Annotated in this window: 25 protein-coding genes and 1 tRNA gene; 10 read left to right on the top strand and 16 right to left on the bottom strand. The window is 56.6% G+C overall.

The window, feature by feature from the left end; all coding sequences use genetic code 11:
- Window positions 1-18: 18 nt before the first annotated feature.
- From KFJ24_RS16115 to KFJ24_RS16090, 6 genes are all read right to left on the bottom strand, one after another.
- Window positions 19-717: an SDR family NAD(P)-dependent oxidoreductase gene (locus KFJ24_RS16115; RefSeq protein ID WP_250832112.1), complete on the bottom strand. Its 699-nt coding sequence runs from the start codon at window positions 715-717 to the stop codon at window positions 19-21.
- 46 nt (window positions 718-763) lie between these two features.
- Window positions 764-976, bottom strand: coding sequence for a hypothetical protein (locus KFJ24_RS16110; RefSeq protein ID WP_250832110.1), 213 nt, complete (start codon window positions 974-976; stop codon window positions 764-766).
- Window positions 976-2190 (bottom strand): YeeE/YedE family protein, encoded by a 1215-nt coding sequence (locus KFJ24_RS16105; RefSeq protein ID WP_250832109.1) that lies wholly within the window; start codon window positions 2188-2190, stop codon window positions 976-978. Before KFJ24_RS16105 ends, KFJ24_RS16110 begins: the two co-directional genes overlap by 1 nt.
- 11 nt (window positions 2191-2201) lie before the next feature.
- A complete protein-coding gene (locus KFJ24_RS16100; RefSeq protein WP_250832107.1) occupies window positions 2202-3161 on the bottom strand; it encodes a sulfurtransferase in 960 nt (319 codons plus the stop codon).
- Window positions 3162-3572: 411 nt separating this feature from the next.
- Window positions 3573-4265 carry a TVP38/TMEM64 family protein gene (locus KFJ24_RS16095; RefSeq protein WP_250832681.1) on the bottom strand — a complete coding sequence of 231 codons (693 nt, stop codon included), beginning with the start codon at window positions 4263-4265 and terminating at the stop codon, window positions 3573-3575.
- A gap of 89 nt (window positions 4266-4354) precedes the next feature.
- Window positions 4355-4909 carry a carboxymuconolactone decarboxylase family protein gene (locus KFJ24_RS16090; RefSeq protein ID WP_250832106.1) on the bottom strand — a complete coding sequence of 185 codons (555 nt, stop codon included), beginning with the start codon at window positions 4907-4909 and terminating at the stop codon, window positions 4355-4357.
- Window positions 4910-5026: 117 nt separating this feature from the next.
- On the opposite strand from KFJ24_RS16090, the gene KFJ24_RS16085 reads away from it, so the two are divergent.
- Both KFJ24_RS16085 and KFJ24_RS16080 read left to right on the top strand, forming a co-directional pair.
- Window positions 5027-5629, top strand: a complete 603-nt coding sequence (locus tag KFJ24_RS16085) for a TetR/AcrR family transcriptional regulator (RefSeq protein ID WP_250832105.1) — start codon at window positions 5027-5029, stop codon at window positions 5627-5629.
- 145 nt (window positions 5630-5774) lie between these two features.
- A complete protein-coding gene (locus KFJ24_RS16080) occupies window positions 5775-5927 on the top strand; it encodes a hypothetical protein (RefSeq protein ID WP_250832104.1) in 153 nt (50 codons plus the stop codon).
- A 246-nt stretch (window positions 5928-6173) separates the two neighbouring features.
- Here KFJ24_RS16080 and KFJ24_RS16075 read toward each other — a convergent pair whose 3' ends face one another.
- Entirely contained in the window at window positions 6174-6797 is a 624-nt protein-coding gene (locus KFJ24_RS16075) for a YbhB/YbcL family Raf kinase inhibitor-like protein (RefSeq protein WP_250832103.1), read from the bottom strand.
- A 175-nt stretch (window positions 6798-6972) separates the two neighbouring features.
- Between KFJ24_RS16075 and KFJ24_RS16070 the strand changes: the two genes are divergently transcribed.
- The 3 genes from KFJ24_RS16070 to KFJ24_RS16060 all read left to right on the top strand — a co-directional run bounded on the left by KFJ24_RS16070 (window position 6973) and on the right by KFJ24_RS16060 (window position 8400).
- On the top strand, window positions 6973-7404 hold the full coding sequence (locus KFJ24_RS16070; protein ID WP_250832102.1) for an ankyrin repeat domain-containing protein: 432 nt from the start codon (window positions 6973-6975) through the stop codon (window positions 7402-7404).
- A 5-nt stretch (window positions 7405-7409) separates the two neighbouring features.
- Window positions 7410-8150, top strand: coding sequence for a spermidine synthase (locus KFJ24_RS16065; RefSeq protein WP_250832679.1), 741 nt, complete (start codon window positions 7410-7412; stop codon window positions 8148-8150).
- A gap of 73 nt (window positions 8151-8223) precedes the next feature.
- Window positions 8224-8400, top strand: coding sequence for a hypothetical protein (locus tag KFJ24_RS16060; RefSeq protein WP_250832101.1), 177 nt, complete (start codon window positions 8224-8226; stop codon window positions 8398-8400).
- A gap of 36 nt (window positions 8401-8436) precedes the next feature.
- Here KFJ24_RS16060 and KFJ24_RS16055 read toward each other — a convergent pair whose 3' ends face one another.
- Window positions 8437-8625 carry a hypothetical protein gene (locus KFJ24_RS16055; RefSeq protein WP_250832100.1) on the bottom strand — a complete coding sequence of 63 codons (189 nt, stop codon included), beginning with the start codon at window positions 8623-8625 and terminating at the stop codon, window positions 8437-8439.
- A gap of 36 nt (window positions 8626-8661) precedes the next feature.
- Window positions 8662-9222: a TIGR00730 family Rossman fold protein gene (locus tag KFJ24_RS16050; protein ID WP_250832099.1), complete on the bottom strand. Its 561-nt coding sequence runs from the start codon at window positions 9220-9222 to the stop codon at window positions 8662-8664.
- A gap of 158 nt (window positions 9223-9380) precedes the next feature.
- On the opposite strand from KFJ24_RS16050, the gene KFJ24_RS16045 reads away from it, so the two are divergent.
- Both KFJ24_RS16045 and KFJ24_RS16040 read left to right on the top strand, forming a co-directional pair.
- Window positions 9381-11504 carry a NosR/NirI family protein gene (locus KFJ24_RS16045; protein WP_250832098.1) on the top strand — a complete coding sequence of 708 codons (2124 nt, stop codon included), beginning with the start codon at window positions 9381-9383 and terminating at the stop codon, window positions 11502-11504.
- A gap of 187 nt (window positions 11505-11691) precedes the next feature.
- The gene (locus KFJ24_RS16040) at window positions 11692-13002 is read left to right on the top strand and encodes an NAD(P)/FAD-dependent oxidoreductase (protein ID WP_250832097.1); all 1311 of its coding nucleotides are present in this window, start codon (window positions 11692-11694) and stop codon (window positions 13000-13002) included.
- A gap of 25 nt (window positions 13003-13027) precedes the next feature.
- Here the strand turns inward: KFJ24_RS16040 and KFJ24_RS16035 are convergent.
- Window positions 13028-13101, bottom strand: a tRNA-Gly gene (locus KFJ24_RS16035).
- Between the two features lie 70 nt (window positions 13102-13171).
- On the opposite strand from KFJ24_RS16035, the gene KFJ24_RS16030 reads away from it, so the two are divergent.
- The 3 genes from KFJ24_RS16030 to KFJ24_RS16020 all read left to right on the top strand — a co-directional run bounded on the left by KFJ24_RS16030 (window position 13172) and on the right by KFJ24_RS16020 (window position 16040).
- Window positions 13172-14938, top strand: coding sequence for a potassium/proton antiporter (locus KFJ24_RS16030; protein WP_250832096.1), 1767 nt, complete (start codon window positions 13172-13174; stop codon window positions 14936-14938).
- A 66-nt stretch (window positions 14939-15004) separates the two neighbouring features.
- Window positions 15005-15565 (top strand): L,D-transpeptidase family protein, encoded by a 561-nt coding sequence (locus tag KFJ24_RS16025; protein WP_250832095.1) that lies wholly within the window; start codon window positions 15005-15007, stop codon window positions 15563-15565.
- Between the two features lie 196 nt (window positions 15566-15761).
- Window positions 15762-16040 (top strand): Lpp/OprI family alanine-zipper lipoprotein, encoded by a 279-nt coding sequence (locus KFJ24_RS16020; protein WP_250832094.1) that lies wholly within the window; start codon window positions 15762-15764, stop codon window positions 16038-16040.
- A gap of 43 nt (window positions 16041-16083) precedes the next feature.
- Here KFJ24_RS16020 and KFJ24_RS16015 read toward each other — a convergent pair whose 3' ends face one another.
- The 6 genes from KFJ24_RS16015 to KFJ24_RS15990 all read right to left on the bottom strand — a co-directional run bounded on the left by KFJ24_RS16015 (window position 16084) and on the right by KFJ24_RS15990 (window position 22330).
- Window positions 16084-16872 (bottom strand): slipin family protein, encoded by a 789-nt coding sequence (locus KFJ24_RS16015; RefSeq protein ID WP_250832093.1) that lies wholly within the window; start codon window positions 16870-16872, stop codon window positions 16084-16086.
- 38 nt (window positions 16873-16910) lie between these two features.
- On the bottom strand, window positions 16911-18395 hold the full coding sequence (locus KFJ24_RS16010; protein ID WP_250832092.1) for an NfeD family protein: 1485 nt from the start codon (window positions 18393-18395) through the stop codon (window positions 16911-16913).
- Window positions 18396-18522: 127 nt separating this feature from the next.
- Window positions 18523-19590 (bottom strand): L,D-transpeptidase family protein, encoded by a 1068-nt coding sequence (locus tag KFJ24_RS16005; protein WP_250832091.1) that lies wholly within the window; start codon window positions 19588-19590, stop codon window positions 18523-18525.
- Window positions 19591-19642: 52 nt separating this feature from the next.
- The gene (locus KFJ24_RS16000; protein WP_250832090.1) at window positions 19643-20212 is read right to left on the bottom strand and encodes a TMEM165/GDT1 family protein; all 570 of its coding nucleotides are present in this window, start codon (window positions 20210-20212) and stop codon (window positions 19643-19645) included.
- Between the two features lie 230 nt (window positions 20213-20442).
- Window positions 20443-21834: an MDR family MFS transporter gene (locus KFJ24_RS15995; protein WP_250832678.1), complete on the bottom strand. Its 1392-nt coding sequence runs from the start codon at window positions 21832-21834 to the stop codon at window positions 20443-20445.
- A 70-nt stretch (window positions 21835-21904) separates the two neighbouring features.
- Entirely contained in the window at window positions 21905-22330 is a 426-nt protein-coding gene (locus tag KFJ24_RS15990) for a MarR family transcriptional regulator (protein WP_250832089.1), read from the bottom strand.
- Window positions 22331-22492 lie beyond the last annotated feature (162 nt).

Below are 22492 nucleotides of genomic sequence, written 5' to 3'. Positions count from 1 at the left end.
ATCAAGCTGGAGAAGTTTTTACCAGTTTTCCCCGAATGGCCTGATATCCAGCTCGAAGGTCCAGGCTGAAGGATCCTGCTGGCAGAGGCTCCAGACAGCATCAGCCAGGGCGGCCGGTTTCACGAAAAAGTCGTCCGGTTTGTCCGCCAGCCACTCACGGGTCCGGGGAAGATCCACCACGCCATCAATCACCACATTGGCGACATGGATTTTCTCGGGCCCAAGCTGGCGCGCCAGTGACTGGGTCAGGCTGCGCTGAGCTGCCTTGGCCGAGGCAAAGGGTGCGGTATTGGCCCGGCCCCGGGTTGCCGCCGAGGCACTGGTGACAATGATACTGGCAGTGTCGTGCTGGCGCAGCTGCGGCAACGCCGCTTTTGTGGCGGCCACCAGGCCTCGCACATTGATGCGCCAGTTGGCTTCGAAGTCCTCGATGCTGGCCTCTTCCACGTTCTTGAAGACACCGCCGCCCGCGTTGTAGAGCAACACCGATACAGGTCCCAGCTGTTCCTCAATGTCCTGGAACGTCGACTCTACCTGGCTCAGATCCGTCGCGTCGCACTGAAACACATGGGTATCCGGGATACCCTTTGCCAGAGACTCGAGATAATCCTGGCTTCGGGCCAGCATGGCCACCCGATAGCCCTCCTGGCTGAAACGGCGAACCAGTGCTTCGCCGTTTCCGGGCCCCACACCAACCACCACGCAAACGCTACTCATCATATGCCTCCCGCCAGGCAAACTGGCTTCGTGTGCCTGAAATTGTTCAGTTCCTTGTTGACGGGCAAGGCGCCCCGCAAGGCGCACAAGCTGTTTCATCCCGCTGGCTCAATGCTGTTTCAACATTGCCCTGCCCGGAATTGAATGCAAAGGTCGGGCTGTTCAGGTGATCCACCAGGATCAGTGCCAGAATGATCCCCAGCATCACCAGGATACGGGTACGACTGTAGGCTCGCTCCATGGTTTCAGATTCCCCCATCAGTTTGGCAGCCGGAACCAGGGCCGTAGCCGGATACCAATCAGCGACCCGACAAAGGCGCTGGCGAACCATATCCAGGCGTGCAGGCTGGCCGAGGCAATGCCGGAAAACAGCGCTCCGATGTTGCAGCCAAAGCCCAGCCGGGCACCATAGCCGAGCAGCAATCCACCCACCACTGCCGCCAGAAACTGGCGGCCTTCGGGCCTGTTTCGACTGGCTTCATTGAACCGGTTCGCCAGGCCCGCAGCGAGCATGGCACCGAGCAGCAATCCGAAGTTCATCACCGACGGAATGTTGGTGAGCACTGAGTCCTTCAGTGCCATAGCCGGGTAATCCCACTGCCAGAACTCGAACTGGGACATGTTGACGCCAACCACTTCCAGGGCCTTGGCACCCCATACGTTGAACGCGAAGGTAATACTCCAGGGTGCGCCACCGATGGCCAGGGTGAGGGCATTACCGGCGGCCAGAATCAGGATCGCCCAGGTGAACGGCCAGCGGCCGCTGAGCAAGGTACGCAATACGCCGTGCCCCTGGCTTTTCCAGAGCAATTCATCCCGCTCAACGGTGCCATGGGTTTTGCGCTCTATGCGGTTGACCCACCAGGCAATGAGCCCCAGCCCAACAAACTGGGTAATAATGGCACCACTGATACCAAGGGTACTGACCAGCGGCACCGGATCGAACCCAGGCTGATCCAGCCACCAGGGCAGGTGAATGGAACCGAGAACGGCGCCGGCGATAAAGAACACCAGCGTCACCACCATCCGTATGTTACCGGCACCGACGGTAAACAGGGTGCCGGAGCCACAGCCACCGCCCAATTGCATACCAATACCGAACAGGAAAGAGCCTACAACCAGGGAGGTGCCTACCGGTGCCACCGCACCCACCAGACCCTCCTGGCCACTGTGCAGCATGGGCACCATGATCACAGACGTCACTGCGAACAGCAGCAACTGGGCCCGCATGCCGGCACCGCGCCTGTTGACCACAAGGTTGCGCCAGCCGGCAGTAAAGCCGAAAGCGCCGTGGTAGAGCGCCATGCCAAGCACCGTGCCCAAGACAAACAGCGCCACCATGAACGGGGCCGTCTCCAGCCAGATCAGCCCCCCCAGCAGGGCAAGACCAAACAGGGCCGTGGAAACAATAAAGCGGTCCACCTGCCAGGCCGGTTGTTGAAGACCGGAACGGAGAACAGCGGAATCAGTCATTACGTCTCCAGTCAGTTAAACAGGTCCAGGAGTTTACCCAATCCTTTTCTGGCAACCTGGAGCGGACGATTGCTGTCCTGGGACCACTCCGCCATGGAGCCGTCGTAAAGTGCAACCTCCTGGAAGCCCGCCAGTTCGCTCAGCACGAACCAGTCCGTGGCCGCCCAGTGACCGGTATTGCAAAAGGAGATTGTCCGGGCCTGGGGGTCCAGCTCCACGGCGTTAACCTTCTCGGTGATAACTTCCCGGTTCAGGTAAAACACCTGATTTTGCTGATTGATAAACGAGTGATGAGGCAGATTCTTCGATCCGGGAATGGTGCCGGGTGCTTTGGCGGCCGGGGACTTGGTCTCGCCACGGAAATAATCCACAGGGCGGGCGTCCACGAGCTGCGCCTGGGTTTCCCGGGCGGCCTCGACTTCTTCCAGGCTGGCAATCAGACGATCCTGAAGCTCAGCGTCGAATTGTGCCACCGGCAATCGCGCACCCTCGCCCTCGGCAACCTCATAGCCCGCAGCTTTCCACCCGGCAAGGCCGCCATTCAGGATGGTGACTGACTCATGCCCCAGTACCTTGAAGGTCCAGTAGACCCGGGCGGCACTGCCGAAGTCGGTGACGCCAGTGCCGGCCGGAACCAGAACGACGGTATTGCTGTTGGTAATCCCCAGGCTGCCAATCAGGCGCTCCAGGGAGCGGAGCGGGGGCATCAGACCGGTCACACCGTCCCGACTTTCCCGCCAGCCATCATTGGTATAACTGCTGTAAACAGAACCGGGAATATGGCCCTGCTGGAAGCTGCTACGGTCACCGCCGTTATCAATGCCCGAGCGCACATCCAGCACTACAATCTTTTCCTCGTCCAGGCGCTCATTGAGCCATCGGGCATCCACCAGGGCAGGGACTCCCGGCTCTGCTCCATAGCAAAACGCACTAAACATCAGCAGGACAAACAATGTCGTTAAACGATTCATGGAATCATCTCCAACTTGGAGTTCATTTTTGACTGAATCATTATCGATTTTTAAATTGGTTATGCATAGACTCCCTACTATTCTCTTTTAATCTATGCAAATCAAAAAAATGTCCATTACTAAATGCGCGCCCCTCTGTAACGGACCGCCAGCAGTAGCGGGATCCATCCTCGCCACTTTTTCCGGGAAGTACACCAGTCCCGGTTTTCACATCAGTCGAGATCTGCCACCCGGCGTTAGCAGGCCGATTGAGAGAGCACAGTTCAAGGCAAAGTGGACAGGGCAAGAACGCCTGACACGAATCCATAACCACGCATAATCACTCCAAGGTCAGTCAGATCGGTAACAATTGAGAATCATGACTACAGACCAGGACAACGCCGTTCTGTTACACAGACAATGGCTGAAACCTCAGGCTTCAGCATTCAGGTGCAGCCAGCGGGCCAGCCGGGAGTGGGGACGTCTGCTGAGGTACAGGGGTAACGTACTCATAACCACCAGGATGAAAACCGCGGCCACAACCGTCAGCATCGGATTGAGTTCAAAGCTGTTGCCCAGTCCGGCAAACACGAAGGTCATGGGTAGCATGCCAACGGTTGTCGCGAGCGCATAACGCCAGAGAGAGATCGCCGTGACACCGGCGGCATAACTGATCAGGGCAAACGAAAAGAGCGGGATCAAACGCGTCAACATAACCGCTACAAACAGAAAGCGCTGGGACCCCTGGGCTGAGAACACCGGGTTATCAGCGAGCTTGCATCGAATCGCTTCACGCCCCAGGATCCGCGCCAGGTAAAACGCAATAATGGATCCCGAGAGGGCGCCCACGACCGCGATCGCGGTTCCCGTAAACATGCCGAAAACGAGCCCTGCGGCTGCACTGACAGGAAGAGTGGGGATTGGCCCGACAACCACTGCGAGGATCATCATCAGCATCAGAAGCACTGGTCCGAACATACCCTGTTGATTCAGCCATTCAGACAGCGCTACGGGCGCCAGACTCGCTGGCATACCCAGTTGGCGAAGCACCAGCCAGATCACAGCCATCACGAGCGCGACGATAACCAGCACGGAAAGACGGAAAACCCATTTTGAACGGTTCATCGGGTTATTGTACCCGTCAGGTGGGAGGCAGGAAGAGTCGGTGAGAATTTGCAGACCGCGCGGAACTTCCCACGCGGTCTGTGAGGCCATTACTGGTTCTTGCTCCAGGCAAACTTTTTAAAGGGCTCGTCGACCGGCGTTTCGGCGATATGGTTGACGTAGTTACTGATCACTTTCTGTGACAACACCAGAATCACCTCCAACACCTGGCGGTTGTTGTAACCGGCCTCGAAGAATGCGGCCATGTCTTCCTGGCTGACGTTGCCCTGTTTGTTCATAACGGCCAGCGTGAAGGTCCGCAAAGCTTCCAGTTTTTCGCTGGGCAGAGGCGTTTCATCCCGCAAAGGATTGATAATGTCGTCGGACACGCCCATCATTTTCGCAATCCCGGTGTGTGCCGGCACACAGTAATGGCAGGCGTTCTCAACGTTGATGGTCTGCCAGACCACGGTTTTCTCGTCGTTGTCGAAGCTGGTTTCCAGCACTAGCTGATGCAGCTTCTGGTATCCCTCAAGCAACTGGGGTGATTCTGCCATAATCCCATGAAGCCCCGGAATCCTGCCCATGTTTTTCTGTGAGTTTTCCAGCAAAGGCTTTGCGCCTTCCGGCGCGGTGTTCATATCGTGTTTTTTAAATTCCGCCATGTGTACCTCCAAATTAATGAGCGATCATTCAAGTACTCCTTAACCCTATCTGTTAATGAACGATCATTCAAGATATAATTGAGTGGACATTCAAAATCGCAATCAACGGTGACACTCATGGCCAGAAGTCCCAGTTTTGATCGGGAAGCTGCTCTCGGCGAGGCCATTGGCCTGTTCTGGAAGAGGGGCTATCACGGCAGCTCAATGAAACAGATTGAGCAAGCTCTGGATATGCGCCCCGGCAGTATCTACGCTACCTTCGGCAGCAAGGATGGCCTCTATTCCGAGGCCCTGGTCCGCTATGCCGAGGCCGGCGGCAGAGAGTTGGCCGAGCATATGACCCATTACGATTCCATTCTGAGCGGGCTCAAAGACTACCTCCGGAAAATCGCAAATGGCTGTACCGACAGTGAGGACGTGCCGTCCCGAGCCTGTCTCATCGTTAAAACCCTGCTGGAGTCGAGCAATACACACACGGGGCATTCAGACCAGGCCCGGGAAATCCTGGGCGCAATAGAGCAATCATTCTCGGAACTGTTGGAAGAGGCTAAACGACGGGGCGAACTGAAAGAGTCAACGGATTGCAGCCGTCTGGCCCGACTGCTACAGAGTCAGATCATGGGCCTGCGTTCAATTGCGGAGCGAAACCTCTCTGCTGCAGACCTGGAAGCGCTGGGCAACGACATGGCACAGATTCTTGACGCCTACAGCGCCAAATGACGTTTCGTCATAACCGACTCAACTTTGACCTGCAAATAATCTGTAATCCTTCGTTGGATCGCGTGTCCAAATAGCGAAAGCCACCTCCTTTGGCTCAAGCCACGGCAAAAGGGGGACGGCCGTTACCAACGAAGAGGACAGAATCATGAAAACCCTGACACTGATAAGCGCTCTTTTCGCCTTCGCATTGGGAGCAACAGCCCACGCAGAAGGAGTAAGTATCGACGACATGGAAGCCGGAAACCATCCGGCGAGTGTCCATAGCATGGCAAAGGACAACAGGGGATCATCCAGCTAACCGATTGACCTGCTAAACGAACCCGGCCGGCAAGATAACAAGCCCCGGCCGGGTCTCTCCGCAACGCCCCGGATGGAATCTCAGACCTCCTGGTGCTCTCCCGGCTGTTTTACGGCCAGTTTGGACACCGCAGAGAGCTCCAGACCGGTGCACCGAACGCCTTCACGAACTGCCGGGCTATTTCCCGGAACCGGGGTGAGATGGCTCCGGCAATAACGTGGCTATCAGCAAGCTATTGCTAATGAATTAACGCAGTTCCGGATTGAGAGTGTAGGTTCCCGTCACCCGGGCACTCGCCAATACATGCCCGGCCATGGCTTCCCGGACATCATTGCCGTCGAACTCGCCTTTGAGGCCAAGGCTGTCCACATCAAGTGCATGTACTTCGAAATGGTAGTGGTGAATAATCTCGTCATTCCAGGGCGGGCAGGGGCCATCATAACCGCCATAGGTTCCAGCCATATCCGGATTGCCGGCAAGGAACTGGGTGTAATTGTTCACACCGCGAATGCCGATGGGGCCCGGGCCTGGCTCTTTACCCTTGGGAATCACACCATCGCTGTCCTCACCCTCGGGAATGCGGCTGATGTTGGCGGGTATATCCACCAGAAGGCAGTGGAAAAAATCCACTCTCGGCACGTCCGCAGACACGGTTTTACCTTCCTGGTTCACATTATCTGCCACACTGGGCACATCCGGATCAAACACCATCACCACAAAGCTTCTGGTACCTTCTGGCGCAGCTTCCCAGATGATTTCGGGGTTACGGTTAGGCCCGAAACTCATGTGATCTTCTTCGTTGTAGACGCCAAATGCGAACTTCTCCGAAATTGGCTGACCCTCTTCAATACCTCGAACATCTAGCTTCACGCCGCTGCCTCCTGTAAGTCGTTGGCTATTGTCTTGTTACCTGTCTCTGGAACAAACCAGATCTGTGATACAAAGGTTTTAACAGTGGTCTTGTGCCTCTGTCCAGATTAGCAGACAGGGTGTATCTGAACGTACACTCGCACACACCCGACAACTCACTGTCCACGGAGCCACCATGAGCGACCAGAAACCCGGCCAGCCACAACAGCCCGAGAACCAACAGGATGAAGACGCTATCGCCTTTGCCAGGGGCATCTTTGAACTGGCCCGGAACGGCGGTACTACCATGCTTCACCCATTGCTGGAAGCGGGTGTGCCGGTAGATATACGCACCAGTGAAGGAGACAGCCTGCTCATGCTCGCAAGCTGCAACGGCCACAGGGAAGCCGTCCGAATGCTGCTTGAAAAGGGCGCAAGCCCGGACCTGGCCAACAACCAACAGGAAACACCGCTGATGATGGCCGCCAGACACAATCGCGGAGATATCATTGACCAGCTGCTGGAAGCGGGCGCCGACCCGGAAGTATCTGACGCAGACGGCAACACGGCACTCAGCCATGCGAAGACCATGGGTGCAGAGGATGCGATCACCAAGCTGAGCCAATGATCGCCGTGTTCAACCAGGGAGAGATTGTTCACCACACCCGCGATTCACTCGGCAGTATTCTGGTGGTCGATTACCGCAAACACCGGGTCCTGACCTTCAATTCGATCTTCGAACAGAGCAAGATTGACCGGCGCTGGCCGTACCTGCCCGTCCACGAATACAACCGGGCCATGATGCTACCGGCAGCGTTCAAAAAACCCGGGCACGTGACTATCCTGGGGCTTGGCGGAGGTGTCATGGCCAGCGCTTTCCATCACCTTTACCCGGAGTGCCACGTCCATGCGGTGGAGTTACGGCAAGCCGTGCTGGACGTTTCCCGGGAGTTCTTCGACCTGCCGGAAAGTGACCGACTGACTGTCACCGTCGCCGACGCCCGGGTAGCCCTGGAGCAAATGCCCGAGGCAAGCACGGACCTGATCCTGGCGGATCTTTACAACGCAGACCGCATGAGCCCGGCCCAGGCCCAGCGAATGTTCATTGATCACTGCAGCCGGGTGCTCAGCCCCGGTGGCTGGTTGGCCCTGAACTATCACCGCTCGCCCGATCCGGAGGGGCCCTATTTCCGGCAGATCAAAAAGCATTTTTCGGTCGTCCTGATGTTCAGGAGCAAGAGCAACAATACGGTCATTTACGCCAGCAAAAGACCTTTCGAAGCCATGCACGCCAGAGATCCTCTGCTGAGCGAACTGGAAAAACAACTACCTATCGACTGGCGACGGTTGATGGCCAAAGTATCTCGTCTGTAAACCACCCCTTGATCAATGGACAGGATGATCCATAGTTACAGTAATGATGACCATAAACGAAAGGAGACTGACCATGGCCGAAGAAGACTACAAAAAACTCCACCCGATCCTCACCCAGGTCACCGAGACCTATGTCAATCTGTATACCAACAAACCCAACGAAAAGAACCGGGAACAGCTGATCAAGCTGGAAGCACTGCTGCACGAAAAGCTGGAAAAGCTGCAAAAGGCACGTGATGAAAACCAGTGAACCTGGCCGCAGGTTCACTTAAGCGGAAGCGGCGTTTTAGAGCGCCGCCTCCGCAGTCCGGCGAAGGAAATAATCACGGGAGAGCCGGACTACCAGTGGTGAAAGCAGCAGGATGGCGATCAGGTTCGGCACCGCCAGCTTACCAAGACCCGGAACGGCGGCATCGAATGCCATGGTCAGAGGCCCCCAAACGACAGCCCCAGCGCCCTCAACAAGTTCCTGCATTCCGAGCCGTCCTTATCGGCACTTCCGGTGCATCACTCAGGTCCATTTTTCGTGGGGTGGGGTGTAGTTTCTGAAACCCTCAACCAGTTGCTCGGGCGTTTCCGCGAGAACGAGCATGTCAATGTATTCCTGTTTCATGAACCCGGCTGCTTCCATGGTTCTTACCATGTCCAGCAACGGTTTGTAGAAGCCGTTCACGTTATAAAGAGCACAGGGCTTGTGATGAAATCCCAGCTGGCCCCAGGTCCAGGCCTCGAAGATTTCTTCAAGGGTACCTATGCCACCGGGCAGGGCAACAAAGCCGTCCGCGAGCTCCGCCATCCTGGCCTTGCGCTCGTGCATATCCTTCACTACGTACAGTTCGGTCAGACCGCTATGGGCCAGCTCACGATCCCGCAGGTGTTCCGGGATTACGCCGTAGACCTTGCCACCAGCGGCCAGAACGGCATCAGCAACGATGCCCATCAGGCCAACATGGCCACCACCAAATACCAGATCAACGCCATTATCACCGAAGAACCGCCCCAGTTCGCTGGCTTTATCCGCATAGAGGGAATCGTTTCCAGACCGGGAACCACAATAAACCGCTATTTTCATTTCCGTCTCTCTTGTTTTGTCCAACGTCGAATCCGGTCCGCAATTTCCTCATTTTCTCCTCACAAAGTAGCAGACAGCTGGCTCCGAGGTCGCATTGAGCGTGCGGCTGAAAACTCTAGCATGGAGGTGCAAACAAGAAAAAATGACAGGAGTCCCCCATGGCAGGGCGCATCATGCTCCTTTTGGCCTTTTTGATGTTGTTGCCCTCTGCCCATGCAGAGCTGACGGACAAAAAGCGGGCCCTGATTCAGGAGCTATTCCCGAAAGCCACAGTGATTGAAGACAAGCTGGCGGACTTTCCCGTGTACCCGGTGTATCAACTCCAGGAGTTGCTGGGCTATGCCTATGACTCGGTAGATCTGAGCCGCTTGCAGGGATTCGCTGGCAAGCCCATCAGCATGCTGGTCGGGCTGGACGCCCGCGGGCGCTTCACCGGCGTCAGAGTCCTGGATCATCACGAGCCGGTCTTCCTGCACGGGCTGGGCGAGGAGCCACTGTTCGAATTCGTTGATCAGTACACGGGGCGGTCTCTGCGCGAACAAATCATCGTCGACACCTCGAATTCCAGACGTGGCGCCCGGGATCCGAAGAGCAACGTGGTTCATTTTGACGGTGTCAGCAAGGCCACAGTGTCCGTGCTGATCATCAACGACACCGTATTGTCGTCAGCCCTGAAAGTCGCCCGAGCCAAACTGGAAGGTTTTACACAGTCTGCACCGACCCGCGCCCGCGCTGATTTTTTCGAGCCACTGTCCTGGCAGGAACTGGTGGATCGCGGCTATATCGGCCATTGGCAGGCAAGCGCCGCGGCCGTGGAAGAGATCCTTGGCCGACCACTGGCCGACTACCCGGGGGCTCCTGAGGCCGTGCCCGGAGAACCGTTCACCGAGTTATTCTTCGGTTACATCAACTCGCCCATGGTTGGTCGCAATCTGCTGGGAGACGACGGCTATAATCGTCTGTTGGAGAAGGCCGGCAAGGGTGCTCAAATCCTGGCGGTGATGTCCCGCGGACCCTTCACTCATCTGTCGGATGATTTTGTACCCGCCAGTGCGCCCGACAGGCTGGGGATGGTCCAGAACAATCTTGCGGTGGAAATGCGGGACCTCAACATGTTCGATGGCACCATTGAGCTCCAGGCCGAGGGCATGCCGGATTTTGCGCAACAAACCCTGTTCCGGGCGGGCGGCAACGCCGGCTTCAACCCGGGCGCGGACGCCAAACTCAGGCTGAACGTCGAACTCGCCCGCAATCACCTGATGACCGACCGGGCCACCCTGGATGTGCCGGTGGAATTCTCTGACGATCTGTTTGAAACCGTGGAGGTAGCACCGCTACCGGAGCATAGCCGCGAACCTGTCTGGGTCAGTCTGTGGAAGGAACGCTGGTGGCAGATTTCCCTTCTGGTAACAGGTCTTGCCGTGCTGACCGTCTTCTTTGCCAGACAGAAGTCACTGAGCCGGCATCCCAAACTGGTACACCGCTTTCGCTGGGGCTTTCTGTTCTTCACCCTGTTCTTCCTTGGGTTTTACGCCCAGGGCCAACTCTCCGTGGTCAATATCTATACCCTGTTTCTGGCCCTATGGGACGGTTTCTCACTGAACGTTTTCCTTCTCGATCCGGTCCTTTTCATTCTCTGGACTTACACCTTCATTACCTTGTTCATCTGGGGCCGAGGCCTGTTTTGCGGCTGGCTATGCCCGTTTGGTGCCCTGCAAGAGATGGCGGCCTGGCTCGGGGAGAAACTGAAATTCAGACAGGTCAGGGTGCCGGAGCGCTGGCATCGCAAGCTGATTCTGCTCAAGTATCCGATCTTGGTCGGACTGTTAGGCACCGCCTTTTATTCGCTGACTCTGGCAGAACGGTTGGCCGAGGTAGAACCGTTCAAGACCGGCATTACGTTATTTTTTGTCCGCTACTGGCCCTTTGTGGTTTATGCCGTCGGCCTGCTGGTGATCGGCATGTTCATCCACAAATTCTACTGCCGCTACCTGTGCCCGCTTGGCGCGGGACTGGCCGTACTGGGCCGCTTTCGTCTGTTCAACTGGCTGGACCGGGTAGAACTCTGCGGCAATCCGTGTCAACACTGCAAAAATGCGTGCGGCATCAATGCCATTCGCAAGGACGGTCGGGTGGACTACGACGAGTGCATCCAGTGCCTTGAGTGTGTCGTTATCCTTCGGGATGAGGATCAATGTGTGGACAAAAGGCTGAAAAATAAAAAGAAAAATTTGCCAGAGATACTCGCCACGGATGCCCGGACAATTATCGAAGTAACATGACCAAGGGCGTAGGCACTTCCGTCTAATTGTGCCCGCCGCCCCGGCCGAGTTAATATTAACCGTGCAGCATTAGCACCCTACCTTTCGAGAAGTCGCAGTGAGGACAGCCAAACGCTTTCCGGCCAGAGTGCTTGGCTCTCTTCATTTACAGAGTGCTTGGCTCTCTTCATTTAAAGGTCTGACTGTTATGGATAACCCTCACCATATCGTCGTTGTTGGCGGTGGCGCTGGCGGTCTTGAGCTTGCCACCAGCCTTGGCAACAAACTGGGCAAAAAACACAAAGCACGGGTAACCCTGGTCGATGCTGGCCTGACCCATGTCTGGAAACCCCTGCTTCACGAAGTCGCCTCCGGCTCCCTCGACGCCAATGCCAACGAGATCAATTACCGGGCCCACGCCCGGAAACATCACTACGAGTTCCAGCTCGGCCGCATGAGCGGCCTTGATCGCAAGACAAAAAAGCTGGTGATCGCGCCGTTCCATGACGAAGAAGGCATAGAGGTTGTTCCGGAACGACACATCAACTACGACACCCTTGTCATCGCCGTAGGCAGCACTGCAAACGATTTCGGCACACCCGGGGCCCAGGACAACTGCCTGTTCCTGGACAGCCTGAGGCAGGCACGCCGCTTCCATAACCTGATGCTGAATGCATTCCTGCGCAAGAACCACGAAGCGCTTCAGGGGCATGACCACACCCTGAACATCAGCATTATCGGGGCTGGAGCCACCGGTGTTGAGCTGGCTGCTGAGTTACGCCTGGCTTCCCGTGAACTGCCGGTCTACGGCATGAATCACCTTCAGTCCTCAGATGTATCCATCTCTGTGATTGAAGCCGCAGAGCGCATTTTGCCCGCCCTTCCCGGGCGTCTGTCGGCAGCCGCCACCCGGGAACTCGAACACCAGCATGTGAAGGTATTGAAGGGCCAACCGGTGAGTGAAGTCCGGGAAAGCAGCATTATTATGAAAGATGGCACAGAACTGCCCTCGGAGATGACCATCTGGGCTGCCGGTATCAAGGCGCCCGAGTTCCTCGCGGAACTCGACGGCCTGGAGGTCAACAAAAGCAATCAACTCGTGGTGGAGCAGACCCTGCAAACCACCCAGGATTCCGACGTATACGCTTTCGGAGACTGTGCTGCCTGTCCCCAGCCAGATTCCGACCGTCCGGTACCCCCCCGAGCCCAGGCAGCACATCAGCAGGCCGATGCCCTGTTCGAAACCCTGTGCAACCGGCTTGAGGGCGGCAAGTCCGTGCCCTTCGTCTACAACGACCACGGCTCACTGATCAATTTCAGCCGCTACACCACCGTTGGCAACCTGATGGGCAATCTGTCCGGTCGCAGCATGTACATCGAAGGCAAGGTGGCAAGATTGTTCTACGTTTCACTGTACCGCATGCATCAGGTTGCCCTGCACGGATTTCTGCGCACCGGTATTATCTGGCTGATGGATAAAATCAGCCGTGCGATGCACCCGCGTCTCAAACTACACTAGAAGGGAATCCTGCCAGGAAAGGCACTGGAGCGGGTGAAGGGAATCGAACCCTCGTCGTAGGCTTGGGAAGCCTCTGCTCTACCATTGAGCTACACCCGCTTTTCGATGGCCGCGAGAGCAATATAAGCGGTCTGCCCGCTTTTGGGCAAGCATTCTGTCTGGAGCACGAATGGATCCAATCCTCACCCTGATCGGCGCCCTGATGCTGGTAATCAGCATTGTGCTAAGCCCGCTATCCAGCCGGGTTGGCATGCCTGTGCTGCTGATCTTTCTGGGGGTCGGGATGATCATGGGCGAAGACGGTCCCGGTGGTATCCAGTTCGATAATTTTGAGCTGGCCTTCCTGATTGCCAACCTTGCACTGGGTGTCATCCTTCTGGACGGCGGTATGCGCACCCGGGCCGAAACCTTCCGGGTTGGTTTGCGTCCTGCGCTGGTGCTGGCCACCCTGGGCGTATTCATGACTGCTGCCGGCGCCGCCATCGTGGCCCGCTGGGTATTCGATCTTCAGTGGCTGACCGCCCTGCTGATCGGCGCCATCATTTCTTCCACGGACGCGGCCGCCGTATTTTCCTTGCTGCAAGGCCGTGGCCTGCACCTGAATGAGAGGGTCAGCGCAACTCTCGAGATCGAATCAGGCAGCAACGATCCTATGGCAATCTTCCTGACCCTGATGCTGGTTACTCTGATCAGCAACAGTGGTGAAGGCGCAACCTGGGCGGCGCTGATCATGCTGATAAAGCAATTCGGCATTGGTGGCCTGGCTGGTATTCTTGGCGGTTTTGCCGTTGTGGAGCTGGCCAACCGGATCCGCCTGACGCCATCTCTTTACCCGCTATTGGTCGCAGCCGCCGGAATTTCCGTGTTTTCTGCCACCAATGCTCTGGAAGGGAGTGGTTTTCTCGCGATCTATCTGACCGGTGTGGTTATTGGCAATCGTCCCGTCCGGATGATGCCTATGATTCTGCAGGTTCACGACGGCCTGGCCTGGCTTGCCCAGCTTTGCCTGTTCCTGATGCTGGGCCTTCTGGTCACCCCCTCGGACCTGTTGCCGCTTTTGGGCAGTGGCCTGATTCTCGCGTTGTCGCTCATTTTCATCATCCGTCCACTGACCGTCATGCTCACGCTCTGGCCTTTTGCCTTCAACCGTCGGGAGTTGGGCTTTATCAGCTGGGTCGGGTTGCGAGGCGCAGTGCCGATCGTACTGGCGCTGTTTCCCGTCATGGCAAACCTCCCGGAGGCCCAGCTTGTCTTCCATGCGGCCTTCTTTATCGTACTGGTCTCGCTGGTGGTGCAAGGCACCACAATGGCACCCCTCGCCCGGATACTGCGCCTGGAGGTGCCAGCCGGGGACGATCCCTACCGTCGCCTGCCCCTCGATGCGCCCGCCGCGGGAGATCACGAGCTGATGCTGTTCCCTCTACGTGGCGAGACCTGGGAAACACCCCGGCGCCTCAGCCAGCTGCGATTCCCTGAGAACACCGCCGTCGCTGGTGTGTTCCGCAATCGGGTGTGCCTGCAGCCCAAAGGCGACCTGGAAGTGTCCAGCGGTGACATGGTCGCCATGTTCGCAACGCCCGGTGTTCTTCCGGAGCTGGGCAAAGCCCTCAGTGGCCGTCATGCCCCGAAGTATCTTGCCGAGCGTGCATTCTTTGGTGACTTCGTCCTGAATGGCGACGCTCTGTTAGGCGATGTGGAGCAGGTTTACGGCATTGAATTCGATGATCTGCCCCCGGAGCTGTCCCTGGCGGAATGCTTTGCCAGACGCACCAAAGGTCATCCGGTGGTAGGTGACATCGTGACTCTGGGACCGGTCACGTTGGTTGCCAGAGCAACCAGCGCGGATCAGGTCACCAAGGTGGGCCTGAAGATGGACGGTTCACAAAATAGCCTATCAGGAAAAGAGATAGCCAAAAAAGTTAACAAAACCTCTTAACAGCCAACCGGCAGGCTGTGTTATAAAAAGCATATTACGAAGATTAACCATTGGTAAGTTAGGATCATGTTTACTCGTTATCTGACCATCGCCTGTCTTCTGGCAAGCTCCATTTTAGTTCCGGTATCGGCCTCTGCGGCGGATCTGCTGGCCAAAGCTGATTTGCGCATGCCGACAGCAAAGCCGTTTCAGGAAAACGCACTGGACATTAACAGGGTAATGGTTCGAAAAAGTGAACGACGCCTTGATCTGATGGACGGGAATCAGGTCATAAAAAGCTACCGTATATCCCTGGGCGACAATCCGGACGGACACAAACTCTACGAGGGAGACGAACGTACCCCGGAAGGCAACTACACGCTGGACTGGCGCAACGCCGGCAGTGACTTCTACAAATCGATCCATATTTCCTATCCTAGCGACAAAGACCGGGAACTCGCGCAGGCCTGGGGGCTCAACCCGGGCGGCAGCATCATGATTCACGGCCTGCCCAATGAAGCTGGCGATATGGCGTTTGCGTACCGTGGACTGGACTGGACAGACGGGTGCATCGCCGTGACCAATGAAGAAATGGACGAAATCTGGCAACTGGTTGCAGACGGTACACCCATCAGCATCCTGCCCTGAAACCATCATGACAACAGCATTAAGTTGTTGTCATATCCTAGAAAAATTTCCGTATCGTTAGTTAACATTTTGTCTCAGAGTGTTTTACACTGTTTAACGACTCCGGTAGTCAACGCCATTTGGCCCAGGCGGACAGGAAGTCGTCTATACTGTCTTCCGGACACAGGAAATAACACGACCAACAAGGGGATTTATAATGCGTAAATTGATGATCGCTGGGTTTGCACTTGCCACCGCTCTGACAGCAGGCTGTGCGACCAATCAAGCGGCTCTCGATGAGGCAAATGCAACTGCAAGCTCTGCAGAGCAAACCGCTGATAATGCACTGAACACCGCTAACAGCGCTGCCAGCTCTGCACGTACTGCTCAGCAGACTGCAGAAGAAGCACTGGCCGCTGCCAAGGCAGCTCAGAAAGCTGCTGACGAAGCAAACGAGCGCGCCAAGCGCATGCTTGAGCAATCAAGCATGAAGTAAGGCTTACGCCGATGCTGAAAAGGCCGGATCTTCCGGCCTTTTTTTATGCCTCAGGCTCCGGCTCTTGAGGTGATGCCGGTTTGTTCTGCTTCAGAAACGTCGTCATCAATTCCATAGGCAACGGGAAAACGATGGTGGCAGAATTGGTATTGCTCATGTCGGCCAATGTCTGCAAATACCGGAGTTGCATCGAGCCCGAGTTCGCTGACATCACATCCGCCGCTTCAACCAGTTTCTTCGACGCCTGCAATTCGCCTTCGGCGTGAATGACCTTGGCCCGACGTTCCCGCTCGGCTTCTGCCTGACGGGCAATGGCACGAATCATCGATTCATTCAGGTCCACATGCTTGATTTCAACGTTGGCGACCTTAATACCCCATTCCTCAGTCTGGGCATCGATGATCTCCTGAATGTCCGAATTCAGCTTGTCCCGCTCCGAGAGCATTTCGTCCAGATCATGCTTGCCCAGCACCGATCTCAGCGTGGTCTGCGCCAGCTGGCTGGTGGCCGAGTTGAAATCCTCGACCCGGATAATGGCTCGCTCAGGATCCACTACCCGGTAATAGAGAACTGCATTCACACGGACCGTAACGTTGTCCTTGGAGATCACATCCTGGCTGGGCACATCCAGGGTAATGACCCGCAGGTCGACCCGCACCATCTGTTGGATTCCAGGGATTATGATCAGCAGGCCAGGGCCTTTCACCCCCTGGAACCGACCCAGAAAAAACACCACGCCACGCTGGTATTCCGGCATGATCTTGATGGCCGAGCCGAGAATCAGCAATAACACCACAATGGGTGCGAGATAGGGAACCAGTTCGCCAATCATAGAGCCTCCTTGTTTGCCGTTGTCTTCTCTCCGTCCAGTCAGTCGCTTTCGCTTGCGACCTCAACGGTTACGGTTAAGCCTTCCATACCTGTGACCCGAATCCGGTCACCGTTACTAATTGGCTGCGGGCTGACCGCATTCCAGCGTTCGCCGCTAATACGAACATGTCCCCTGAAGTGCTCTCGCTCACGGGTAAAATCATCCAGGGCCAGCCCTTCTTCATGGGTAATCTGTTCACTGCCGCTGACCGGATGCTTGCGGCGCAAACCGATAAACTTCGTTACCGTCCAGAGGATAAACCCGCCAGCCACAAGCGCTGTGCCGCCGATCGTGGGCAGGGAAATATCCCGGTGGCTGCCATCCATCAGGATCACAGAGCCAGACACAAAGGCAACAATGCCGCCAACCCCCAGCATGCCAAAGCTCGGCACAAAAGCCTCTCCGACTATGAATGCCAATCCAAGCATGATCAGCGCGAGGCCGGCGTAATTCACCGACAAAACCTGAAAAGCAAACAGGGCGAGGATCAGGCTGATGGCACCGATCACGCCGGGCACCATGGCGCCGGGGTTGGCGAGTTCAAAGATGATGCCGTAAAACCCGATGATCATCAGGAAGTAGGCGACGTTGGGATCAGTAATCACAGAAAGCAAACGGGTGCGCCAGTCCGGCTCCGACCGGACAATCTCCAGATCGGCGGTTTGCAGGATCATGTCACCGGAGGCCATGGCCACCGTGCGACCGTCAATTTGACGCAGTAAATCCCGAAGATTTGGAGCCACCACATCAATCACATTCTTTTCCAGAGCCTCGCTGGCGCCAAGGTTTACGGCTTCACGCACTGCTTCCTCGGCCCAGTCGGCATTCCGGCCGTGACGTTCGGCCAGGCCCCGGATATAACTGACCGCGTCTTCAAGTACCTTGCGTTCCATGGCGGTATTACCACGACGCTTGCCATCGTCACTGGTCTCCTCACTACCGCCTGTTGCTTCACCTTCCGGATCACTGCCACTGTCAGGGCTCTCGGACTGTTTCTGTGTCGGCTCTGGCGCTTGCTCCGGGGTGCCCGGCAAGCCGCCCATCTGGACAGGCGTCGCGGAGCCCAGATTGGTTGCTGGCGCCATGGCGGCAATGTGGCTGCCATAGAGAATATACGTACCAGCACTGGCGGCACGGGAGCCCTGGGGAGAAACGTAGGTAGCAACCGGCACCTCAGAGGCGAGGATGGTCTTGATGATTTCCCGCATCGAGTCCATCAGGCCGCCGGGGGTATCCATTTCCACAACCACCAGCCCCGCATCCATAGACTCTGCCCGGCGAATACCCCGGGTGACGTAATCCATGGTCGCCGGACCAATGGCCCCCTGAACCGTCAGCACCAGCGCCTGATCGGCGGTTTTCTGCTGGGCCAGCACCTGGTGTGCCAGGGATCCAAGTGTCAGCAGGACACCGCCCAGAAAAACGACAGCCCATGCCCTGAGGCGACCTTCGCGGGTTGATCTCTTGGCACAGTGTACCGGCATAATGGCTCCCTGGATCCGTAAGAAAGGCGTGCTCGTTACCCTTTTATTGGCTTAGATACGAATACAGCCTCAATACAGTGTAGTCACCTGGCCCGCATATTTCGCCGTAGCCAGGAAAGCACAACCTTCAGAAGTACAGCTTCTGCTCCGGCTCTCCGGCGGCTTCCGGCGTCTTTTCTTCAACAGTCTCGTCGGCCGCCATGTGGGTAACCTGCTCACCAATCATTGTCGGAAGGCCATCGGCCTGGTCCACCGCAATTTCAATGGCCCGGCGCTGCACCTCAACCCCCGGATGTTTCTTACGGAACACCTCGACTTCTTCAAACACCTGGCGCCAGAGATGGTCCCGGTCTTCACGGGGATAATCATCGTCAGGACGATGCACCTCCAGCCAGACTTCACCACGGGACAAACCGATCTTCACCGGATCCCGCACGACCTGTACCGGAGTGCCCTTTTCCACCTGGTAAATAAACCGGGAAATGTCCTCGTTGTACATGCGGAAACAGCCATGGCTGACCGCCATACCCACACCGAATTTCTTGTTGGTTCCGTGAATCAGATAGCCTTTCTCGCTCAGTAGCAGAGCATGCGTGCCCAGAGGGTTACCAGGGCCGGGCGGAATCATCCTGGGCAGGAAATCTCCGCTTCTTTCATACTCTGCACGAATACTGGCCGGGGGATACCAGGCCGGAGATTCCAGAGGCATCGTAACCTTGGCATTGGTCAGTGGCGACGGGTTTTCCTCAGTACCCACACCAACCGGGTACACCTGCACACCCTGATCCGTGAAGTAGTACAAACGGTACTCCGCCAGATTGATCACAATGCCTTCGCGACGGGCATCAGGCATGACGTAATGGCGCGGCAAAGTGATGGTCGTGCCCTCGCCGGGCAGCCACGGGTCGACACCGGGATTGGCCTTGACCAGCTCCAGATATCCCATGGCAATGCGGTTTCCAATGTCGGCGAAGGTATCTTCATAGCGGGTGGTAAACGCTCCCAGTTCGCCGGCAACGTCCCCATGCAGTGCAAAGGTGGGCACTCGAGGTGTCCGGTCCGGCTCATCACTGGATGCCGGATCACCGGACTGGGCCTCGGGCACCTGGTCAGGCTGATTACCCGGCGCCGCGTGCAGGAGCTGCACCGGCACAGTGAAAGCCAGCAGAAATACCGTTAAAAGTCTGAGCCACATAGATATCTTTCCAAAAGTCTAAACTATCCGCATACAGTGACAGCGACCAGCTTCAGGAGTTCATGAAAGTGGCCCACAAGGTCACAACCGCCAGCACCACAAACAGAATGCTCGCGCTGATTCTCGCCGTGGCAAGGGGAAGCCTTTCCATCAGCCAGCGCCCTGCCATGATAACCGGTATATTGGCAATCAACATCCCTACTGTCGTGCCCATGATTACCCAGAAAGTCTCTGAAAAACGTGCTGCGAGCACAACCGTTGCAATCTGGGTCTTGTCGCCGATCTCTGCAAGGAAAAACATGATGGTGGTGGCCATGAAGGCGCCCATCCCCAGAAATTTCGAGTCGTCGCTGTCATCCTTGTCGGGAATCAGCAACCAGGCGGCAATGGCAACAAAGCTCACGGCCAGTATCCATGGTAGCCAGGTTTCCGGAATAAACCGGGCGACCCAGGCGCCAAGCCAGGCCGACAAGGCATGATTCAGGACAGTCGCAACAAAAATGCCGAGGATAATGGGCAGGCGTTTCGCGTAACGGGCAACGAGGAACAGGGATAACAGTTGGGTCTTGTCACCAATTTCAGCAATGGCGACAGCAACCGTCGAGGCAAGGAAAGCGTCCATGAAAAGATCCAGGGCGGATTGTCAGACATGAAGCAGACCACCTTCCGCCCAATGGAGGTGAACCTGCCTCAGGTCTTGCCAATTCCACCAACGCCGTGATGGAACATGATAGCCATGGAGGTTGAGCTCCAAGTGTGTTGACTACCATCCGCCCGTGACACATTGGCCGGGTGCGGAGGCTACTCCCCTGAAGGAGCGGGTATCTTAGTCAATTGTCCCGATGCTGGCAACTATGCGCGCATCTTCCACACCGGAATCGCAGCCACGGCAACAAAGATCGCCACCAGCCACCACGCCGCATGGAATGCGTTTATGGTGGGCATACCACCGCTATGCTCCCCGAATTCAATGGTCAGGGCGACCATATTCACACCAAAGGCGCCACCAAGCTGGCGAGTGAAATTAATGGTACTGGAACCCGCCCCCAACTCCTCCTTAGCAAGAGGGTTCAGCGCCCCCGTGGACAGCGCCGGCAGCATGAAACCGATACCTATTCGGCCGAGAACAGTCCACAACACAAGCCACCCAAATGCCAGTGACAAATCGGACAAAGCAAAGAGTGCTGCCGAACAGGCAAACAGGACTATGCCAAATATCACCAGCTTGCGGGCACTCTGTTTATCCGCCAATCGTCCCGCCAGAGGGAACGTCATGCCAAGCACAATTCCCGCCGGCAACATGAGCAGGCCGGCCTCAGTGGCGGTGAAATCCAGGGCGGTCTGGACGAAAAGGGGCACCAGGTAAGTCGATCCGAATAGCGCCAGCCCCAGGGCCATGGCACCAAGGTTGGCGTATAGAAAGGTCGGTTTGCGAAGCAGGGCAATATTTACCAAGGGATGCCGCGTGCGACGTTCGCGCACGACAAACAGCAACAGGAACACAACCGCAATACAGCCGCCGACGGCCACACGAAGCTGTTGGCCGGACAGGTCCTGCAACCGGTTCAAGGTGTCAAGCGAAAGACCAATGGTAGCGCCAAGCAGAAGAAGACCGATCAGGTCAAAACGATAGGGTTCGGGACGGGAAGGTGGCAGCGGCAGGAAACGCCAGGCCATGAGAACGCCGATGATGGTAACCGGCGCCGGCGCAAACATGACGTAGCGCCAACTCAACTGATCAACCAGAACCCCGCCAAGCACCGGACCGAGTGCTGGCGCCAGAATCACGCCCATGCCATAGATGCCCATGGCCTGACCGCGCTTGTCACGGGGAAAGATTCTGAACACCAGATACATGCCCATCGGCTGCATCAATCCGGCCATGGCACCCTGGCCCACGCGGGCGGCGATCAGCTGTTCGGGCGAGACCGCAAAACCACCAGCAATGGAGATCACGGTAAACATGAACATGGCGCCGGCAAGAGTCTTGCGAACCCCGAAATGGTCCAACAACCAGGAGGATGCCAGCATGGTTGTGGTCATGGCGGCAATAAAACCGGTCGCAAGCCAGTGCACCTGACCCTGGCGGATGCCAAACTCCAGCATGATGTCGTGGAGAGCAACATTCACTACCGTGGCACTGAGCACGGTGGCCATGGTGCCGAGCATCACGGTAGCCACGGCCAGCCAGCGCCAGCGTTCACCATAGCGGGCCCTCAGGCCCTCGACAGTATTGTCACTCAGAGCGACCACCCCTGTGCTTGCTTCCGTGCCTGTGGCAGTCGCCCAGGCACGACAATCCGGCTGAATTCGATTACTTCTGCCTTTCAGCGTTTTCCATGATTCGTTGGAACACCTTCACGGTGCATTCGATTTCCTTGTCACTGATGCCTTCCAGCATCTCTTCCCGCAGCTTTTCAGCCCGACCGGAAAGAACGTCCATGAAATCACGACCCGCATCCGTCAGGTGCAGTCGGCGAGCACGGCGATCACTGGGACAGGGCCGACGCTCGATCAGGTCCTGCTCTTCAAGGCTATCCAGCAACCGCACCAGGGTCGGGTTCTCGATAGCCATCAGGCTTGCCAGTTCACGCTGCGTAAGGCCTTCACCACCCTTTTCCAGATACACCATGGTGCTCCATCTGGCCTGGGTGACACCGAGATCCTTGAGGCGCTCATCCAGCATTTTTCTCCAGCGGCGGGTAACCCGGGCTACAGCAAAGGGAAATTGATCTCTCATGTACCAAAACTCCGTTCAAGGGGGAGGCCAAGGCTAAACCTTCAATCGGCTACGGCGATCGGCCAGATACTCACATTATCGGAAAGTCACCAATAGTATGCTAACCATTGTAATAGAAACAGATGCGGATATGAAAACGAAATTGGGGAAAACCGAGGGATA

Origin of the sequence: Marinobacter sediminum, from assembly GCF_023657445.1 — a bacterium.
GTDB classification, from domain to species: Bacteria; Pseudomonadota; Gammaproteobacteria; order Pseudomonadales; family Oleiphilaceae; genus Marinobacter; species Marinobacter sediminum_A.
This window is presented reverse-complemented; position numbering and strand designations above follow the sequence as displayed.

Excerpts from the sequence above, each read along its gene's own strand:
- KFJ24_RS16105 (WP_250832109.1), bottom strand. The coding sequence starts at position 2,190 with ATGACTGATTCCGCTGTTCTCCGTTCCGGTCTTCAACAACCGGCCTGG.
- KFJ24_RS16110 (WP_250832110.1), bottom strand. The coding sequence starts at position 976 with ATGGGGGAATCTGAAACCATGGAGCGAGCCTACAGTCGTACCCGTATC.
- KFJ24_RS16020 (WP_250832094.1), top strand. The coding sequence starts at position 15,762 with ATGCGTAAATTGATGATCGCTGGGTTTGCACTTGCCACCGCTCTGACA.
- KFJ24_RS16080 (WP_250832104.1), top strand. The coding sequence starts at position 5,775 with ATGAAAACCCTGACACTGATAAGCGCTCTTTTCGCCTTCGCATTGGGA.
- KFJ24_RS16050 (WP_250832099.1), bottom strand. The coding sequence starts at position 9,222 with ATGAAAATAGCGGTTTATTGTGGTTCCCGGTCTGGAAACGATTCCCTC.
- KFJ24_RS16085 (WP_250832105.1), top strand. The coding sequence starts at position 5,027 with ATGGCCAGAAGTCCCAGTTTTGATCGGGAAGCTGCTCTCGGCGAGGCC.
- KFJ24_RS16030 (WP_250832096.1), top strand. The coding sequence starts at position 13,172 with ATGGATCCAATCCTCACCCTGATCGGCGCCCTGATGCTGGTAATCAGC.
- KFJ24_RS16005 (WP_250832091.1), bottom strand. The coding sequence starts at position 19,590 with ATGTGGCTCAGACTTTTAACGGTATTTCTGCTGGCTTTCACTGTGCCG.
- KFJ24_RS16090 (WP_250832106.1), bottom strand. The coding sequence starts at position 4,909 with ATGGCGGAATTTAAAAAACACGATATGAACACCGCGCCGGAAGGCGCA.
- KFJ24_RS16010 (WP_250832092.1), bottom strand. The coding sequence starts at position 18,395 with ATGCCGGTACACTGTGCCAAGAGATCAACCCGCGAAGGTCGCCTCAGG.
- KFJ24_RS16095 (WP_250832681.1), bottom strand. The coding sequence starts at position 4,265 with ATGAACCGTTCAAAATGGGTTTTCCGTCTTTCCGTGCTGGTTATCGTC.
- KFJ24_RS16045 (WP_250832098.1), top strand. The coding sequence starts at position 9,381 with ATGGCAGGGCGCATCATGCTCCTTTTGGCCTTTTTGATGTTGTTGCCC.
- KFJ24_RS15990 (WP_250832089.1), bottom strand. The coding sequence starts at position 22,330 with ATGAGAGATCAATTTCCCTTTGCTGTAGCCCGGGTTACCCGCCGCTGG.
- KFJ24_RS16000 (WP_250832090.1), bottom strand. The coding sequence starts at position 20,212 with ATGGACGCTTTCCTTGCCTCGACGGTTGCTGTCGCCATTGCTGAAATT.
- KFJ24_RS16115 (WP_250832112.1), bottom strand. The coding sequence starts at position 717 with ATGAGTAGCGTTTGCGTGGTGGTTGGTGTGGGGCCCGGAAACGGCGAA.
- KFJ24_RS16055 (WP_250832100.1), bottom strand. The coding sequence starts at position 8,625 with ATGCAGGAACTTGTTGAGGGCGCTGGGGCTGTCGTTTGGGGGCCTCTG.
- KFJ24_RS16070 (WP_250832102.1), top strand. The coding sequence starts at position 6,973 with ATGAGCGACCAGAAACCCGGCCAGCCACAACAGCCCGAGAACCAACAG.
- KFJ24_RS16040 (WP_250832097.1), top strand. The coding sequence starts at position 11,692 with ATGGATAACCCTCACCATATCGTCGTTGTTGGCGGTGGCGCTGGCGGT.
- KFJ24_RS16060 (WP_250832101.1), top strand. The coding sequence starts at position 8,224 with ATGGCCGAAGAAGACTACAAAAAACTCCACCCGATCCTCACCCAGGTC.
- KFJ24_RS16100 (WP_250832107.1), bottom strand. The coding sequence starts at position 3,161 with ATGAATCGTTTAACGACATTGTTTGTCCTGCTGATGTTTAGTGCGTTT.
- KFJ24_RS16015 (WP_250832093.1), bottom strand. The coding sequence starts at position 16,872 with ATGATTGGCGAACTGGTTCCCTATCTCGCACCCATTGTGGTGTTATTG.
- KFJ24_RS16025 (WP_250832095.1), top strand. The coding sequence starts at position 15,005 with ATGTTTACTCGTTATCTGACCATCGCCTGTCTTCTGGCAAGCTCCATT.